The organism is Clostridium sp. NSJ-49 (assembly GCF_014287725.1).
Lineage (GTDB): Bacteria > Bacillota > Clostridia > Clostridiales > Clostridiaceae > Clostridium > Clostridium disporicum_B.
This window is the reverse complement of record NZ_JACOOP010000040.1, coordinates 13,697-32,563: the sequence shown is the minus strand read 5'-3', so window position 1 is coordinate 32,563 and position 18,867 is coordinate 13,697. Positions and strand designations below refer to the sequence as shown.

Below are 18,867 nucleotides of genomic sequence, written 5' to 3'. Positions count from 1 at the left end.
TTGTTGAATAACATTATTAACTCTTGGCATAAAAAACCTCCTAAATAGTAGTTATATTATAAATTATAACCATATTTATAGAGGTTAATCAAATTTCCACAGTTTATTAAAACAAAGCCATTTTATTTTATAAAGTTAGCTAATAAATTATAGCATAGTGGAGCGAGAAAAACAGTTATAACTCCAGCAATACCAATCGATAATGAGCTCATAGCTCCTTCTGTCTCGCCAATCTCAAATGCTTTTGATGTGCCAACTGCATGGGAAGCTGTACCTATACTAACACCAACAGCTACTGGATTAGTAATTTTAAACACTTTGCAGACTGTTGGAGCAACAACAGCACCAATTATACCAGAAATTATTATTGCAAGAACTGTAACTGGAGTTAAACCACCTAATTGATTAGTAATTTCTATACCAATCGGAGTTGTAACTGATTTTGATAGTAGTGATATAGTTATAAGAGAATCTAATTTAAAAAATACAGATATAGATATTACTGATAATATACCTACTAAGCTACCTATAGTTATTCCAATTATAATTGGTATAAAGTTCTTTTTTAATAATTCAAATTGTTTATATAGAGGGACAGCAAGCACTATAGTTGCAGGTCCTAAAAACATATTTATAAATTGACCACTTTGATTATAAGTATCAAAGTCTATATTAAAAACTTTTAAAAATCCAATAACTATAATAATAGCAATTAAAAGGGGATTAAAAAGAGGAAATTTTGTTTTTCTATATATAATTAATCCTATTTCAAAGGCTATTAAAGATATAAAAAGTCCAAAAAACATATTGTTAGTGAAAATATCCATAGTGATTAAGCGTCCTTTCTTTTGTAATCTGATTTTTTATCTTCTTTTTTCTTTGCAAGCATATTTGAAGTAAATTGAACTATAATTCCAGTTACAGCCATAACTATTATTGTAGTTATTATACAGATAATAATTATTTGGATTGCCGAAGATTTAATGCTATCAAAGGAGTTAATAAGTCCTACTCCAGCAGGAATAAAGAAAAAAGCTAGATGATCTAAAAAGAAAGTAGAAATATCATCAACTTTTTCAACTTTAATTATTCCAGTACATAAAGATACAAAAAGTAAAATCATAGCAATAATATTCCCAGGGATAGGGATATTGAAGGTTTTAGATATTAATTCACCTATAAAGTATAAAACTAATATAATAATAAATTCTCTAAAAATTTTCATTTTAAGCCTCCTATACAAATATCATATTTACTTTATCACTAAAGTTCTTTCTAGTAAATCATATATTTAAAATAGATACAATGTAAAAGTTTAAATTATTATTTGATAATTGACAATATTTTATGACAGTTTTTTACAGTGAAAATTAACATTTACTATCTAATAATCATACTATATAAACATAGAAGTAATTAAATATCGGTAAGGAGTAGATATGAAAAAGGGATTAAAAAAGGCTATTGCTTTTATAGCTTCATCAGTTTTAGTTATAAGTGCATTAGTTGGTTGTTCTAGCAATACTACTAAAGATAATGGAGGAGAAACAACTAATGAATTGAAGACTGTAAGGTTAAATGAAGTTGTGAGATCTGTGTTTTACGCTCCGATGTATATTGCAATAAATGAAGGATTTTTTGAAGAAGAAGGTCTATCTATTGATTTGTCAACAGGGCAAGGCGCAGATAAAACAATGCAACAACTTTTAAGTGGAAGTGTTGATATTGGATTCTCTGGACCAGAGCAAGTTGTATATATTTATAATCAAGGTAGAGAAGACTATCCGGTAGTATTTGCACAACTTACTCAAAAGGATGGATCATTCTTAGTAGGAAGAGAAGAAGAGGAAAATTTTGATTGGACATCACTAAAAGGTAAAGAACTTATAGGAGGAAGGCCAGGTGGGATTCCAGAAATGGCACTTGAATACGTATTGAAAGAAAATGGTTTAGATCCAACAAAAGATGTTTCTATGGTTACTAATATTGATTTTACAGCTACCTCAGGAGCTTTTAAGTCAGGAACTGGTGAATATGTAGCATTGTTTGAACCAACAGCTTCTATGTTAGAAAAAGAAGGAAGTGGACATATTGTAGCTTCAGTTGGAGAATCAGCAGGAAATATTGCATATACTTGTTTCTATACAACTAAGTCATATATGGATGAAAATCCAGAAATAATTCAAAGCTTTACTAATGCAATATACAAAGGACAACAATGGTTTGCTACTCATAGCGATGAAGAAGTTGCAGATGCTATTATTTCATTTTTCCCAGGAACAGATAAAGATATAATTATTAATGTTGTATCTAATTATAGAGAGATAGATGCATTAGCTTCTACACCAGAAGTAAGTGAAGAAGGTTTAAACAAACTAATAGATATAATACAAGGGTATGATAGTAGTTTAATTACAGAAAGACCTGATTTTAACACTATAGTAAACAATACTTTTGCAAAGGAAGCAATAAAATAGATATTTATAGAGTTGATAAAGAGGTAATATAAATGAAATCCGGCATTGCTGGATTTCTAATTATCTCTTAACTTAAACAATTGCTATTTTAAGGTGGTGATAAAGTGAGTTTGTTAGAAATTAATGATATAAATATGAATTATCATACAAGCAAAGGTGTTACAGAAGCTATAAAGCATTTGAGCTTCAATATAGAAGAAGGAGAATTTGTAAGCATAATAGGACCATCAGGATGTGGTAAGTCGACTTTACTAAATATAATAAGTGGATTATTGGAACCATCATCAGGTAAGGTTATATATAATGATCCTGAAGTGAAAAACAATTTAGATAAAATGGGATATATGTTTCAAAAAGATTATTTATTTCCATGGCTAACTGTAAGAGAAAATGTATTACTTGGGTTAAAAATAAAAAATATTTTAACTGATGATAATATAAAAAATGCAGATAAGCTTTTGAAAAGCTATGACTTAGAAAAATTTAAGAATCATAAGCCAACTCAATTATCAGGAGGAATGAGACAGAGGGTAGCCCTTATAAGAACTCTAGCTCTAAATCCTAGTATATTATTATTAGATGAACCTTTTTCAGCTTTAGACTATCAAACAAGGCAAAAGGTTACAGATGATGTTTATGAAATAATTAAAAGAGAAGGTAAAACAGCAATAATGGTAACTCATGATTTAGGAGAAGCTATTATAATGTCTAAAAGAGTGATAGTTTTAACTAAGAGGCCTGCAACCATAAAAGATGATGTTAAAATAATATTTTCTAATAAGGATGCAACTCCTTTTAAAAAGAGACAAGAACCAGAATTTAATAGATATTTTGGTGAGTTGTGGAAGGAGATTGATGGTGTAAATGGATAGAGAACATGAATTGTATTTAAAAAAGATTAAGAGAGATAAAATAAAGATTACAATATATAGAATAACAATTTTGATAGTGTTTATAGCTTTATGGGAAGTGTTAGCTGACTTTAAAATTATTGATCCATTTTTAACATCAAGTCCTAGTAGAATAGTAAAGTCATTTGTTAGTTTTCTAGAACAAGGTACTATATGGAATCATATATTAATAACTTGTTATGAAACTATAATAGGATTTGTATTAGGAACAGTGCTTGGAACAATTATAGCTGTTATATTATGGTGCTTCCCAACTGTATCTAAAATATTAGACCCATATCTTGTTGTATTAAATGCATTACCTAAAATAGCTTTAGCTCCAATAGTAATATTTTGGGCTGGAAATGGTATGTCTGCTATTATAGTGATAACTCTATTAATATCAATAGTAACCACTATTATAAGTGTATTAACAGGGTTTAATGAAGTAGATAAAGGCAAGATGTTATTGATGAATACTTTTCAAGCTAGTAAGTGGCAAAAACTTAAGTATTTGATTTTCCCAGCTTCTATTCCAATTTTTATTTCAGCTTTAAAGATAAATGTTGGACTTTCATGGGTTGGAGTAATAATGGGAGAATTTTTAGTTGCAAGAAGTGGATTAGGATTCTTAATAATTTATGGTGGACAAATAGCTCAATTAGATATGGTTATGATGAGCATAGTAATTCTTTCTATAATAGCATTTGTAATGTATAAAATTGTTGCAATGTTTGAAGTTAGAGTTGTTAAAAAGAATGAATAATTATATAGGATATAAATTAACTCTAGTCTGTATGAGGCTAGAGTTAATTTATAACAATTGAATTATTTTAATAAATTTGATAGAATAAGAAATATGTAAAATGCTGTTGAAAAGGCAGGAGGAATTTATGAAAAAATTAAGTGAAATTTATAAAAGGCTTAATAAAAATGAATGGTTTGAACCTGTATTTGTTATAGGAATGTCTTTAACTGTAACTCTTGGAATTGTGATAGGTGTGCATAGTATTTTTGGACAAGCAGATGTTACTATAGCAGATAATACGGCGGAAGAGTATTTTTATGAAGGAAAATATGATGAAGCTATAGATGAATTTGGAAATCTTCAGAAAGATGAAGAGTGGCCAATATGGAAGGTTAAGCAAGCAGAAGTTTATTCAATTAAGGGTGATTACGATAAATCTAATTCATTGTTAAAGGAAGCAGTAATTATAAGGAATAAGCTTATTCAAAAAGATAGTAGTAAATATTTAGATAAAGATAATGAGTTTATAAATGAGGTAGTATTTACTTTCTTTATGAATAAAGAGTATGATCAAGCTGTATCTTTAGGTGAAGATTACATAATAAATAATGAAGAGTATAAACCGCTTATGAGAACAATGTTAGCTGTATATATGTCTTTAGGTGAAGAGGAGAATGCTAAAGACATAGTTAAGGAATATAACATGGATAAGGACTCAGCTTATGATATGTCTGTTTATGCCAATATGCAAATGATGACAGGAGATATTAAAGGAGCAATTAAAACTTTAAAAGATGCATTTGAAGTGGATAATGATGAGATTAATATTCTTGATGTACTTAACCAACTTGCAAACTATGATAGGGATGAGGTTCTAAATTCTATAAATGAGCTTGTAGATAATGATGAAGTATATAATCTATTTTTAGCTAAAATATATTCAATGGATGAAACGGAATATGATAAAGCTATAGATATATTAGATTCTTTAGACGAATCATTAAAAGACAATTTAGTTTATGCAGTTTTAAAGGCTCAGTTATTATCTAATAAAGGTAATGAGAAAGAAGCTACTGACATTATAAACAGTATAATTAATAATAAAGAGAATGGATATGCTAAATATTATATTGAAGCTATGGAATACCTAAAGCAAGGTGAATATGATAAGGCTATCGAATCTTGTAAGAAAAGTATTTTGGAAAATAATGATTATGCTGATAATTATGGTATATTATTACCAGAAATATTAATAGCTAAAAATGATATAGACAGTATAGAAAGCTATTTTAGGAAAGCAATACTAAAGGAACCTTTCAATATAAGTATGATTATTAATATAGGTAATTATTATTATAACAACTTAAAGCAGTATGATAAAGCATCACAATATTATGAATTGGCATCAAAGCTTAAACCTAATGATAGTAATATATATTATTTATTAGGAAATGTAGAAGTGAATAAAGAGAAATATGAAGTTGCTATTGAATATTTTGAAAAAGCTATATCTTTAGAGAGTGAAAATGGCAAATATTTCAGAGCATTAGGAACTGCGTATTATAATTTAGGTGATTATGAAGAGGCGTTAAATAATATAAGGGAAGCATACTCATTAGATGAGAATGATGTGTTAGCTCTTAATAATGCTGGTTGTTATTATATGATGGTAGAAAAAGATGTATGGAGAGGTTTTTCAAATATTGAAGCAGCATACGAAGAAATGCCTGAAAGTATAGATGAAAATATTAAGAAGAAAATAATTGATAATTATAATAAAGCAAAAACTATATTCGATAAATATATAGAGGACGAAGATATGGATATAAATATGCCTATTTTTGAATTGTTTTATTAAGAATAAAGAGTTGCATATGCAGCTCTTTTATTTTATCTATAAAAACAATAAAAAATTATTAAATAAAATATTTATGTATACATTTACAATCATTTACACATTTAACTTTAAATGGTAAAATTATACTGGAGTTAATAAATGGGGGATTAAATAATAATGTGTAAGAATTGTATTTTTTCAGAAATCAAAAATAGTGAATATGTATTTTGTAAGAATTTAGAGAGATGTATTTTAAGCACTGAGGCATGTAAAAGATTTATTGAAGATAATTTATCTTTAGTAAAAGCTAAAAAATAAATCTAGGTGAATAATTATATTAGGAAGTTATTTTAAACAATTATTTAATATTATTCTAAATTGTTAGATAATTGTAAAAATTCACAAATAACAAAAAATTTACTTTTCAGATAGTAATCTTTATGATATCATAAAATAAGGAAATATTTACAAATAACTTTGTTTATTATGATAGTTTAAGGCATATATTGTAATATTAAGTGAAAAGTTGAAAGAGTTTTTGAGGTATTTGGGTGAGGAGGATTTGTGAAATGGCACAAGAAATTAAAAAAATAGCTTTATTAACAGGCGGCGGTGATTGTCCAGGATTAAATGCAGTAATAAGAGCAGTAACAAAAGCTGCAATTTTAAACTATGGGATGGAGGTAATAGGCTATAAATTCGGGTATAGAGGCCTATATAAAAATGATTTTGTCCCATTAACATTAGATAGTGTATCAGGAATCCTTAATAGAGGTGGTACAATACTGTATAGTTCAAATAAAGACAACCTATTTGATTATCAAGTTGAAGAAAATGGTGTACAAGTAAAAAAAGATGTATCTGATGTAGCAATTGAAAATTTAAAAAAAGAAGGCGTAGATGTATTAATTGTAATTGGAGGAGATGGTACATTAACTTCAGCAAGAGATTTTTCAAGAAAAGGTGTTAAAGTTATAGGAGTACCAAAAACTATTGATAATGATTTAGCATCAACAGATGTAACTTTTGGATTTAATACTGCAATAGATGTTGTAACTGAGGCTTTAGATAGGTTACATACAACAGCTGAATCTCATCATAGAATAATGTTATGTGAAGTTATGGGTAGAAATGCTGGATGGATAGCATTAGAAGCGGGTATTGCTGGGTCAGCGGATGTTATATTAATTCCAGAAATAGCTTATGATATAAATAAGATAGCTGAAAAAGTAAGAGAAAGAGAAGCTCAAGGTAAAAACTTTACTATAATAGTTGTTGCTGAAGGAGCAAAACCTAAAAATGGAGAAGTTGTAGTTTCTAAAATTGTAAAAGATAGTCCAGATCCAATTAGATTAGGTGGAATAGGAAATAAATTAGCAGAAGATTTAGAAAGATTAATTGTAGATCATGAAGTTAGATGTACTGTATTAGGTCATATTCAAAGAGGTGGGAATACTTCTACTTATGATAGAATACTTTCTACAAGATACGGGGTAGCGGCAGTAGAGTTAATAAGAGAAGGAAAATTTGGACATATGGTTTGTTTAAAAGGAGATACTATATCAAGTGATACATTAGAAAATGTTATTGGAAAACAAACTAAATTGGTAAATCCAGAAGGTGAATTAGTTCAAGTTGCGAAGAAAATAGGCGTTACGTTTGCAGAATAATAATTTATGAAATAGTACCTATTTTTTTAGTAGGTACTATTTTTTATAAAATTATTATCAGAAAAATTGTCAGAATACTTCAAAAACTTTTGACAGTATGATATAATTTAATAAAGCAGATTTTATTATAGAAAGCTGGAGGGTATTATGAAAGAGATTAAGAGATATTTAGAATCAAGAATTGGGACATATGGTTTTTTCTTTGAAGATTTAAAAAGCGGGTATGTATATGGATATAATGAAAACGTTTCTATGACTGCAGCAGGATGTATGAAGCTACCAATAGCTGTTTCTTTAATAAAGGCTGTAGAAGATGGAAAAGTAGATTTTTTAGATAAGATCAAAATTCAAAGTGAAGATAAGGTATATGGTACTGGAATAATTCATGAGTTTAATGAAAGAGAATATACAGTTTTTGAGTTATTGGTAATTATGCTGATACAAAGTGATAATACTGCTGCAAATAAAATAATTGATATACTTGGAATGGAAAAAATTAATCAAGATATTTTAGAGATGGGATTAAAAAATACAAAATTAAATAGGAAGACAACAGATGAAAGAGATAATCATACAGATATAGAAAATTTAACTAGTGCATATGATTTAAATTTAATATGGAAACATCTTTATAATGGTACATTTTTAAATAAAGATAATGGTCAGATGTTAATAGATATTTTAAGAAGACAGCAAATAAAAAATAAATTGGCATTATATTTATGTGATGATTTAAAATATGAAATTTCAAGTAAGACAGGTGATAAATACGGTGTAGAAAATGACACAGAATTTATCCAATTACCAAAAGGAGATTTTGCTTTTACAGTTTTATCAAGTGGATTACCAAATAGTGTTTATGGTACTGTAACTTTAGCTAAATGCGGAAAAATGATGTGGGATGAAATTGCTAATAATTGGCATTAATATTCTTTCATTTATAGAGGTAATAATAAAAAAATAAATAAATAGCTTTCCTTAATTGGGAAGCTATTTTTAATAATAGTAGTTATTTAATATATTGAATTAAGGTTATTATTATATTGATCCTTTGAATAAAAACTTTAATTATGTTACGAAATGGTGTAAAATGTATATAACCTAAAATTGGAAAAGAGGATGTAATATGAATAATGAAAAAAATAAAAAATTATATATGGCTATATCAGTTATAATAATTTTTATTTTATTGATATTTATAATAATAACTTTAAAAAATATATATGGTAATTCATCAAAGCAGATAAAAGAGAGTTATGATTTTTTATATGAGTTAGAAAAAGTTGATGCTATAAGTGAAATGGATAGAATGAGTATAAATGAATTTCAAGAGATTAAGAAGGTTAGTGATTTTGCTAATGTTAAATATACTATAGTGAATAATAATTATGTAATTGAACTTAATGATGAATATAAAGTAATTGGTTTTTTTGAACAAAATGTAAGAAAAATATATAACGTTGATAAATTGACAGTAAAAGATTGTAAAGAGTATGCAAAAAAGTATTTAAATAAAATATATAAGGGTGAAGTAATTTTTAAGGAAGTAAAGGATAAAAATCTTGATGAGAACCCATTCTACACAATGGTTTATTATAAAATGAATAATGGTTATATTTGTTATAGTAATGAGATAGTAATTAAAATAAATAAATATGATGGGACTTTAGTTGGTTATTCAAATTATTCTGGAAATGATGAAAAGTTTTTATCTAATATTTATATAACTGAAGAGGACAGTAAAAATATATTCAATAATTATATGAAAGAATTAGGATTAGAAGGTGAAATAGTTAGTAACCCTAAAATTGGATATTTTAATATTGATGGAGAAGCAAATCAAATATGTTACATAATTATTTATAAGGTGATTGAAAAAGATAATAACGTTAAGTTTAATGATATAGTTATTAATGCTGAAACTGGTGAGATAGTTAAGCATATTATTAATATAATAGAATTAATAGATGGCGAAGATATAGATAAGTAAAAAAACGGACGAGCTATTATAATAGCTCATCCGTTTTTTTTCTTATAGAACATTTTCGTTAGTTGATGAAATATCATTTGTCCATTCTTCAACTTCGTTACCTAATTCGGGAATTGAAGAAGCATAGAATACTGGATCTTTACCAGCTTGTTTTTGAGTGGCATAATCTTTATATGCTTTAATAGCAATATTACTTAATAGTACTATAGCAATTAAGTTAATTACAGCCATAAGTCCCATGAATACATCGGCAATATCCCATACAAATTGCATTGATGCAATTGAACCAAAGAATACCATTCCTATAACTATGATTCTATAAATATATAGATAAATCTTTTTATTTGAAATAAATTGAATATTTGTTTCTCCGTAATAGTAGTTACCAATGATAGAGCTAAATGCAAAAAGTAGAATACAGATTGCTATAAATGTACCACCCCATGATCCTACTTGAGAAATTAAAGCAGATTGAGTTAATTCAATTCCTGTAAGGTTTCCGCTAGCGTAATTTCCAGATAATAGTATTATAAATGCTGTAGAAGTACAAATTATTAATGTATCAGTAAATACGCCTAATGTTTGAATTAAACCTTGCTTAACTGGGTGAGAAACTGAAGCTGTAGCAGCAGCGTTTGGTGCAGAACCCATACCGGCTTCATTAGAGAATAAACCTCTTTTAATACCTTGCATTAAAGCAGCACCTATTCCACCACCAACTATTTGTTCTATTCCAAAAGCATTTTTAAAGATAAGTGCAAATAATGAAGGAATAGCAGTTATATTTTTAGCTATAACAAACATAGCGATTAAGATATAAGCAGATGCCATTATAGGAACAATTACTGATGAGATTTTAGCAACTCTATGAACACCACCAAAAATAATTATAGCAGTTAAAATTGTAATTATAGTACCAATAACAGTTTTATTAATTCCAAAAGAAGATTGGAAAGCAGCTGCTATTGTATTAGATTGTACAGAGTTAAATGCAAAACCAAAACAAATTATAATTAAGATAGAGAATAATACTCCCATCCACTTTTTATTTAATCCTTTTTCCATATAGTAGGCTGGCCCACCTCTATAAGAATCTCCATCTTTAACTTTATAGATTTGAGCTAAAGTAGATTCTATAAACGCAGATGCAGAACCTAATAAAGCGATAAGCCACATCCAAAAGACAGCACCAGGACCTCCAACTGCTATAGCTGAAGCAACACCAGCTAGATTACCAGTACCTACTCTTGAAGCTGTACCGATACAAAAAGCTTGGAAAGATGAAACTGATCCCTTTTCAGATGAACCTTCTCCAAGAAGTTTAAACATATCTCTTAATCGTCTAAATTGTATAAAGTTTGTCTTTACGGAAAAATAAATTCCGATAGTAATAAGTGAAATAATTAGAACATAAGTCCATAAAAAATCATTAATATGTAGGATTATACTATGTATTTTATCCATTGTTTACCCCCTATTTTATCTAAAGTTATTTTTTTACTAATTTAATAATAGCTTAAAAAAAAGAAAAATGCAAGAAGAGAAAATTAAAAATTCATAAATTTATATTTCGTGCATTAATAATATTGAAAAATTAAAAATATATGAATAACAGTTTAATTAATTATGCATAAAATAAGAGTTGCCTTTAAGGCAACTCTTATTAATTCATATATTATGGTGTTGTACTTTCAGTATTATTTGCAGTGTTATTGTCTATATTATTGGTATCTGTACCGTTATTATCTTGATTATCTCCATTATCAGGGTTTTCTGTGCTAGGATTTTCATTTCCTATGCCAGGGTTTTCTTCTGATGGAATGTCATTTTTCTTTATTGTTAACTCTACAGTACCATCTTTAACTATTTCAGAAGTGAATTTTGTTAAAGTGTAAGTTTTAGGACTTAAAGTGCCTGAAACAGATTCACCACCTACAAAGGTGTATTTGATACCTTTATCATTTAAAATAACGATAGCATCGTATAAATCCATATTTTCTTTTAAACCGATTTGTGATAATTTGATTTTTTCTTCAGGTTTAGTATCATCTTTTTCTGTAGGTACTACATAAGGGTAATCTGCAGCATCTTGACTTGCATTTTCTTTCTTAATAAATACCCTTTCTTCAACTAAATCCTTAGGTGTATCATCAGTAGCAAGTTTATTATTATTTTTATTAACTTTTACTTTTACATGAACATCACAAACAGAGTTTGGTTGAGTACCTTCTATAAACATTTCATTTCTAACTCTATTACCTCTTTGATCTAGATTGCAAAGATCAGTAGCAAGTTTACCGGAATCGATACAAATTGTTGCATTAACGATTCCTGAAGGCTTTTCAATTTCTTTATATTCTAAGCCTTGATGAACTTGAGCCATTACTTTTCCCCAAAGTTCAGCAGCAGCACTACTGTATCCTGACATTGATTGAGGCATATCATAGCCAATCCAAACAGAAGCAGAGTAATAAGGAGTTAAACCAGCGAACCAAAAGTGATCTACATTGTTAGTAGTACCTGTCTTACCAGCAACAGGGATATCACCAAACTTAGCAGCACCAGCATCAAATCTTGTGATAGGTCCTTTTAATATATCATACATAATATATGCAGTTTGTGGTGAGAATAATTGAGTTGCTTTTGGCTCCTTATTAAGAAGTACTTTACCAGTAGCATCTTCAACTCTTGTATATAGTATAGGTTCGTTTCTAACACCATTATTACCAAATGCTCCAAAAGCAGAAGCTAATATAGTAGTGTTTCCGCCATCTCTATCTTCAGGGCGATTATCATGTTGGCCTAAAGCTATAGCAGACATAGAAGTTTTAGAAACATCGTTATATACTATTCCGGCTTTTTCACCATATTCTAATGCAGTATCTATTCCAATTTTATCTACAAGTTTAACTGAAGTTATGTTTTTAGAGAAGGCTATACCATCTCTAGCAGTTATAAATCCATCAAACTTAAAGTTGTAGTTATTAAGACCAGCTGTAAAGCCATATTTATTTAAAATTGAAGATGATACAGGTGCATCATCTAATGGAGTAGCAGCTGTTATTATTTTAGTATCAATACCAGGACCATAAACAGTTAATGGTTTAGTAGTTGATGCAATAGGTTTTAAGTCGTCATAGGCTCTGTTTATTGAGTGAGGAGGTTGTTCGCCTCTACCACCTACTAAAGCAAGAACTTTACCAGTTCTATAATCCATTACTGTTGCAGCGGCTTGAAGTAATGGATATGAAATTTCACCTTCATCTTGAACTCCATTACCATTGATATCATCGTATGTTGTAGTATCTTCAGGATTAGTATCCCAATCAACATTTAGATTATTTCTATCATCTAATACTGCTTGAACTGCATCTTGCATAGTAGTATCTAAAGTTGTATAAATTTTTAAGCCACCGTTAACAAATAATTTGTTAACTTCTTCATCTGTATATTTATATTTCTCCTTTAAGTCATCTCTTACTTGTTCTAGTGCTGGGTATATAAACCATTCATATTTAACTTTATAATCAGTTGAAATAGGTTCAAAAGTAAATTGGTTTTCAGCTGTAAAAGTATAAGCAGAATCATATTCTTCTTTAGTTATAAATCCTAATTCTAACATTTTCATAAGAACAGTTTCAGTTCTTTCTATATAAGTATTAGGATAATCTTTAGCTTCTGTATTATATGCACTATAGTATGATGGCGCCTGAGTTATTCCAGCTATATATGCACATTCAGGCAAAGTTAAATCTATAGCGTTTTTACCAAAGAAATATCTAGAAGCAGCTTCAACACCGTATACATAACCACCAAGTGGAATTGTATTTAGATAAGCAGTGATAATTTCTTCTTTACTAAGAGTTTTTTCAAGTTGTAAAGCAAGATATATTTCTTTTATCTTTCTATTAACTGAAGCTAAAGGACCACTTCCTGCTTTATTTTCATTTGAAGCTTCTTCAAATAATAATGTATTTTTTATTAATTGTTGTGTTAAAGTAGAAGCACCATGGACACCACCTTCTCCAGTTAGTATAACTTTTACATCTCTAACAGCGGCACCTATAATTCTTTTCACGTCAATTCCAGGGTGAGTTAAGAAACGCTCGTCTTCTATCGCTATATATGCATTTATTAAATTTTGAGGTATTTGGTCATAAGTTATCATATATCTTTCTTCTTCAGTTGGTATATTATCAATTACTTCACCTTTATTGTCGTAGTACATAGATGTTTGATTTAAATCGTGTATAGATTCAATATCTAACGCAGGTGCAGTTTTAATAACAGCAACAACATAACCTACCCCTACAACTGATAATAGTAAACCAGCTATTAAAATAGTAAGAAAGAAATATTTAAAAAATCTCTTTGTCTTAGAAGGTGGCATCTTTTTTTTCTTGTTTTTACTGGAACCACTTTCTGAATTAGCTTTATTATTTTTAGGTTTATCATTATTAGCCATTTGTTCCTCCCTTTATTAATTTATCTAATTTAAATAATATAATATTATCTTTTATTATAGCATATTAATTATAATAATAAAATAATAAGTAATTTAAGGTGAAATATGAGATATTATACTGAAAGACCAAGAAGAGGTAAAAATAGAACTAAAGTTCCGTATATGCTATTTGTTATTATAGCCATAGTAATAGTATTTAATTCTTTTTTATATTTATTCCAAAAAAGGATTTTACCAACAGTATTAGATATAGCAGAAATAGTTATGAGGTCTGAAGCTGTAAAAGTTATAAATGAAGAAACTATGAGAATTTATGAAGAGAATTTTAATTATGATGATATTATGAAGATTGAAAAGGATTCAGATGGAAACATAACTATGATAAGGTCAGATACAATTAAGCAAAATAAGCTAACCGCTGAAGTCGTGTTAGGATGTAACGAAAAACTTAAAAATTTAGGAGAACTTGGAACAAAAATTCCTCTAGGGTATATGACCAATAATGCTTTTTTTTATAGGATGGGACCTAAGATAACTGTAAATATGGAACAGATAGGTAATATTAATACAAGTTATGACTCTACATTTGAAAGTGCAGGAATTAATCAAGTTAGACATAAAATTTATCTAAATGTAGATGTGAAGATGAGGTTAGTAGTACCACTTGCAAGCAAAGATGTTGAATTAACCTGTGAAATACCAGTAGCGGAAACTATAATAGTTGGTAAAATACCAGATACAGCTGTGAATATAGGTAGATAATAAAGTGAGAAATTAAAAGTGACAAGTTAAAGGTAAAACTACAAGTAGTTTTGCGTCTTGACTTGTCACTTTAAAATGCTATTAGTATATCAAATAGTATTTTTCTATTATTAAAATTTTATTCCCAATTAAATACATAAGGAACGTTTCTGTAGAATCCATGGTAGTCTAGTCCGTAACCAACAACAAATAAATCTTCAATTTCGAAGCAACAGTAGTCAGGTTTTAGATCAACTTTTCTTCTAGATGGCTTATCAAGTAATACACATGTTTTAACAGATTTTGCTCCTAATTTTTTTACATGATCAATTGCAAATTCCATAGTGTAACCTGTATCAACGATATCATCAACAATAAGAACATTTAATCCTTCGATATTATCAGGAATATCATTAACTACTTTAACCTTTCCAGTACTAACTTCATCATTACCATAACTAGAAGTTGTCATAAATCCAACTTTAGCTTTTACATCAAGAGATTTAAAGATATCAGCACCAAATACAAAACTTCCTCTTAATAAAGGAAGCACATAAAGTTCTTCACCTTCGTAATCTTTAGAAATTTGTTCTCCTAATTCTCTAACTCTAGTTTTAATTTGCTCTTCAGAAAAAAGAATATTACGCTTCTTATCTTCCATTGTAAACCCTCCAGTACTATAATTCCTTAAAATTACTTATGTAATAATATACAAACTATAATGTAATAAAATTACATTAATATATATTTAGAATATGTTTTAAGTTATGATTTGCTTATTTTGTATTGTATATATAGTTTAAATATTAGCAAGAAATTATAGTTTTTGCAACTCTAAAATACTAGTATCAATAAAGTAATATTGTTAATATAATACATTATAGAAATATGGAATATTAAAAATATATTTTAATAATGTATAGGGAAAATTGCTTATGATAATTATAAAAGGAGGAAAAACAAATGATAAAAGGTATAGATATATGTAATTACCAAGCTGGTTTAAATTTTACTACAGCAAAAAATATGGGATTTGAAGTTTGCATAATAAAAGCTACAGAATCTATAAACTATACTAATCCTTTATTGGATAGTCAGGTTAATTCAGCATTAAGTAATAATATGAAGATAGGATTTTATCATTTTTTTAGGAATAATGGAATAACGGAGGCTCAATACTTTGTAAGTAAGATTAAGCCTTATTTATCTAAAATGACAGTTAAACCAGCTATAGATATAGAGACAACTTATTCATATTCACAAGTTTTAGATTTTATAAGCTATGTAGAAAACGTTTTGGGAATTGAATGTATGGTATATTGTAATTACTCGTATGCAAAGCAATTGAGTTTAAACAATGAAATAGCAAAGAAGACTTTATGGTTAGCTTATTATGGAATAAATAATGGAGAGTATTATGAAGCTCCTACTAATCATGGATTTGCAAAATTTGCAGGACAGCAATATTCAAGTGCCAATTATATTGGAGCAATAAATACAGATACTAATTTGTTTAATGAAAATGTATATATTAAAGGAAAGGTTAATGTTACCGCATCAACAGGTAGTTCAAGTAGTAGTGGAGGAACAAGTACAAATACGACTTATACTGTAGTTTATGGTGATACTTTAAGTGAAATAGCTAAAAAATATGCTGTATCTGTATCAGAATTAGTAAGTTTAAATAAAATAGTAGATCAGAATTTGATATATGTAGGACAAATCTTAAGAATACCAACGTCTTCAAGTGATAGAGTTAAGACATCACAAAAAATATATTATACAGTAGTAAGTGGAGATACATTAAGTGGTATCGCAGCGAAATTTGGAACAACTGTTGCAGCTATAGCCAGTCTAAATAAAATATCAAATGTAAATTTAATATATGTTGGTCAAGTACTAAGAATTAAATAAAGACTATATGTTAAAAAACAAAATATTTTGAATAAAGTATAATCCACTCATAAAATACTAATGATTAGTTTATGAGTGAATTAATATTTTTAGAAGGTATTACTGGATTTATTTACTTTTTAACAGGAATAGTATACAATTAATGAAAGATTTGGGGAAGTTAATATCAGCAATGTAATAATAAATGAATCTCAAATTAGTTAATTAATATAAATATAATAAAGTGAGTATATTAATTTTAAAAACCTAAATATTAGTTATGAGGTGAGTATATGATATATGGAAATATAGATGGAATTAAGAAGTCGGCTATAGAAGAGTTAGAGAGACTTTATAAATCAAAATGTCCTAAAGATGAAGTTTGTTCATTAGAAATTATACAAACTATTTCAAAGGTTTCGTCATTTATTGAAAGAGAAGTAAGCGTAGCCATAGATAGAAGAGGAAACATTAGATCTATAGCAGTAGGTGATTCAACTTCTGTTGAAATAGAAACTTTAGATATAAGAGAAAAAAGACTGGCAGGGGTAAGAATAATTCATACACATCCAAATGGCATGAGTAATTTGTCAGCGCTTGACATTAGTGCATTACTAAAATTAAAACTAGATGCTATAGTAGCAGTGGGAATTTATGAAGATAAAATTTTAGATTGTTCTTTAGGATTATTGACAGTTTTTGATGATAAACTTGATTATGAAGAGATACAGCATATATCTTTAGAAGATTTATCTAAGATACATATATTAAATAAAATATCTTATATAGACTCTCTTATAAAAGAAAAGGATGTTGTTGAAGATGAAGGCGAAAAAGCTATTTTAGTTGGATCTGATACAAGGGAAAGTCTAGAAGAGTTAAGAGAGTTAACAAAGGCTTGTGATATACCGGTATTAGAAAGCGTATATCAAAGTAGAAGTAAAATAGATGCAGCATTTTATATAGGAAGAGGTAAAGTTTTAGAAATAGCTCAACTTAGACAAAAATTAAGAGCTAATGTAGTTATTTTTGATGACGAGTTATCAGGGTCACAGGTAAGAAATTTAGAGGCAGCTATTGGAGCTAAGGTTATTGACAGAACTACTTTGATTCTTGAAATCTTTGCAAGAAGAGCTAAGAGTAGAGAAGCTAAGATTCAAGTAGAGTTAGCACAGCTTAAATATAGAATGAGTAGACTTCAAGGACTTGGGACTATAATGTCAAGAACAGGTGGAGGAATAGGAACTAGAGGTCCAGGGGAGAAAAAGCTTGAAACAGATAGAAGACATATAAAAGAAGAAATATATGATTTAAATAATGAACTTAAGAAAATTAAGAAGATAAGAGAGACTCAAAGAGAAAAGAGAAATAAAGAAAGTATACCTAAGGTATCATTAGTTGGTTACACAAATGCTGGTAAATCTACTCTTAGAAATCATCTTTGTGATGTAGCAGCTCAAAAAAATGTTCAAGGTAAAGAAAAAGTTTTTGAAGCAGATATGCTGTTTGCAACTTTAGATATAACTACAAGAGCTATAGTATTGAAAAATAAGGGAGTTATTACTTTAACTGATACTGTAGGTTTTGTAAGGAAATTACCTCATGATTTAGTTGAAGCCTTTAAATCGACTTTAGAAGAGGTTATATATTCTGATCTTTTATGTCATGTAGTAGATGTATCATCTGATTATGCTTTAGAGCAAATTGAAGCTGTTGAAGAAGTATTAGCTGAGTTAGGTGCTTTAGATAAAAAAACATTATTAGTATTAAATAAGATTGATAAAGCTACAGAAGAACAAATTATAGCTGTAGAGGAAGCAACATCAAAATATGAAAAAATAAAAATTTCTGCAAGGACTGGAGAGAATTTAGAGGAATTATTAAGTTTAATAGAAGAGAACTTACCTTACACTATGAAAAAATGTGAATATATTATTCCTTATGATAGAAGTGATATAAATTCATTTTTACATAGAAACGGTAGAGTTTTAGAGGAAGATTATAGAGAAGATGGTACTTTCATATTAGCTGAAGTTGATGATGAAACGTACAATAAAACTAATGAATTTATTATAAAAGAAATTTAATATTTGTAGTTATAGCTTTTAGATTGTTAAAAATCTAAAAGCTATATTTTTTAATAAGTAAAATATATT

16 protein-coding genes are annotated in these 18,867 nt (G+C 28.2%); 11 read left to right on the top strand and 5 right to left on the bottom strand.

What is annotated here, in order from left to right:
- Window positions 1-122 precede the first annotated feature (122 nt).
- Together H8S10_RS13270 and H8S10_RS13265 are read right to left on the bottom strand one after the other, a co-directional pair.
- Window positions 123-827 (bottom strand): LrgB family protein, encoded by a 705-nt coding sequence (locus H8S10_RS13270; protein ID WP_186839200.1) that lies wholly within the window; start codon window positions 825-827, stop codon window positions 123-125.
- A gap of 5 nt (window positions 828-832) precedes the next feature.
- Complete coding sequence (locus tag H8S10_RS13265) at window positions 833-1,225, bottom strand: CidA/LrgA family protein (protein WP_186839199.1); 393 nt, start codon at window positions 1,223-1,225, stop codon at window positions 833-835.
- Between the two features lie 214 nt (window positions 1,226-1,439).
- Here H8S10_RS13265 and H8S10_RS13260 point away from each other — a divergent pair, with 214 nt between their 5' ends.
- The 8 genes from H8S10_RS13260 to H8S10_RS13225 all read left to right on the top strand — a co-directional run bounded on the left by H8S10_RS13260 (window position 1,440) and on the right by H8S10_RS13225 (window position 9,612).
- Window positions 1,440-2,477 (top strand): ABC transporter substrate-binding protein, encoded by a 1,038-nt coding sequence (locus H8S10_RS13260; RefSeq protein ID WP_055264813.1) that lies wholly within the window; start codon window positions 1,440-1,442, stop codon window positions 2,475-2,477.
- 104 nt (window positions 2,478-2,581) lie between these two features.
- Window positions 2,582-3,349, top strand: coding sequence for an ABC transporter ATP-binding protein (locus H8S10_RS13255; RefSeq protein ID WP_055264815.1), 768 nt, complete (start codon window positions 2,582-2,584; stop codon window positions 3,347-3,349).
- Complete coding sequence (locus H8S10_RS13250) at window positions 3,342-4,133, top strand: ABC transporter permease (protein ID WP_186839198.1); 792 nt, start codon at window positions 3,342-3,344, stop codon at window positions 4,131-4,133. The genes H8S10_RS13255 and H8S10_RS13250 overlap by 8 nt, the downstream gene beginning before the upstream one ends.
- Before the next feature lie 127 nt (window positions 4,134-4,260).
- Window positions 4,261-5,973, top strand: a complete 1,713-nt coding sequence (locus H8S10_RS13245; RefSeq protein WP_186839197.1) for a tetratricopeptide repeat protein — start codon at window positions 4,261-4,263, stop codon at window positions 5,971-5,973.
- A gap of 156 nt (window positions 5,974-6,129) precedes the next feature.
- Complete coding sequence (locus H8S10_RS13240) at window positions 6,130-6,270, top strand: hypothetical protein (protein WP_156334257.1); 141 nt, start codon at window positions 6,130-6,132, stop codon at window positions 6,268-6,270.
- Window positions 6,271-6,521: 251 nt separating this feature from the next.
- Window positions 6,522-7,622, top strand: a complete 1,101-nt coding sequence (locus H8S10_RS13235) for a 6-phosphofructokinase (RefSeq protein ID WP_055264821.1) — start codon at window positions 6,522-6,524, stop codon at window positions 7,620-7,622.
- Window positions 7,623-7,769: 147 nt separating this feature from the next.
- The gene (locus tag H8S10_RS13230) at window positions 7,770-8,549 is read left to right on the top strand and encodes a serine hydrolase (protein ID WP_055264823.1); all 780 of its coding nucleotides are present in this window, start codon (window positions 7,770-7,772) and stop codon (window positions 8,547-8,549) included.
- 199 nt (window positions 8,550-8,748) lie between these two features.
- Window positions 8,749-9,612: a hypothetical protein gene (locus H8S10_RS13225; RefSeq protein ID WP_186839196.1), complete on the top strand. Its 864-nt coding sequence runs from the start codon at window positions 8,749-8,751 to the stop codon at window positions 9,610-9,612.
- A gap of 42 nt (window positions 9,613-9,654) precedes the next feature.
- Here H8S10_RS13225 and H8S10_RS13220 read toward each other — a convergent pair whose 3' ends face one another.
- Window positions 9,655-11,076 carry an alanine/glycine:cation symporter family protein gene (locus H8S10_RS13220; RefSeq protein ID WP_186839195.1) on the bottom strand — a complete coding sequence of 474 codons (1,422 nt, stop codon included), beginning with the start codon at window positions 11,074-11,076 and terminating at the stop codon, window positions 9,655-9,657.
- Between the two features lie 211 nt (window positions 11,077-11,287).
- Complete coding sequence (locus H8S10_RS13215) at window positions 11,288-14,077, bottom strand: transglycosylase domain-containing protein (protein ID WP_186839194.1); 2,790 nt, start codon at window positions 14,075-14,077, stop codon at window positions 11,288-11,290.
- 105 nt (window positions 14,078-14,182) lie between these two features.
- On the opposite strand from H8S10_RS13215, the gene yunB reads away from it, so the two are divergent.
- Window positions 14,183-14,839 (top strand): sporulation protein YunB, encoded by a 657-nt coding sequence (gene yunB, locus H8S10_RS13210; protein WP_055264831.1) that lies wholly within the window; start codon window positions 14,183-14,185, stop codon window positions 14,837-14,839.
- Between the two features lie 118 nt (window positions 14,840-14,957).
- On the opposite strand, the gene hpt is transcribed toward yunB, so the two are convergent.
- A complete protein-coding gene (gene hpt / locus H8S10_RS13205; RefSeq protein WP_055264833.1) occupies window positions 14,958-15,479 on the bottom strand; it encodes a hypoxanthine phosphoribosyltransferase in 522 nt (173 codons plus the stop codon).
- 302 nt (window positions 15,480-15,781) lie between these two features.
- Between hpt and H8S10_RS13200 the strand changes: the two genes are divergently transcribed.
- Entirely contained in the window at window positions 15,782-16,732 is a 951-nt protein-coding gene (locus tag H8S10_RS13200; RefSeq protein ID WP_186839193.1) for a LysM peptidoglycan-binding domain-containing protein, read from the top strand.
- A 272-nt stretch (window positions 16,733-17,004) separates the two neighbouring features.
- The gene (gene hflX / locus H8S10_RS13195) at window positions 17,005-18,798 is read left to right on the top strand and encodes a GTPase HflX (RefSeq protein WP_055264837.1); all 1,794 of its coding nucleotides are present in this window, start codon (window positions 17,005-17,007) and stop codon (window positions 18,796-18,798) included.
- Window positions 18,799-18,867 lie beyond the last annotated feature (69 nt).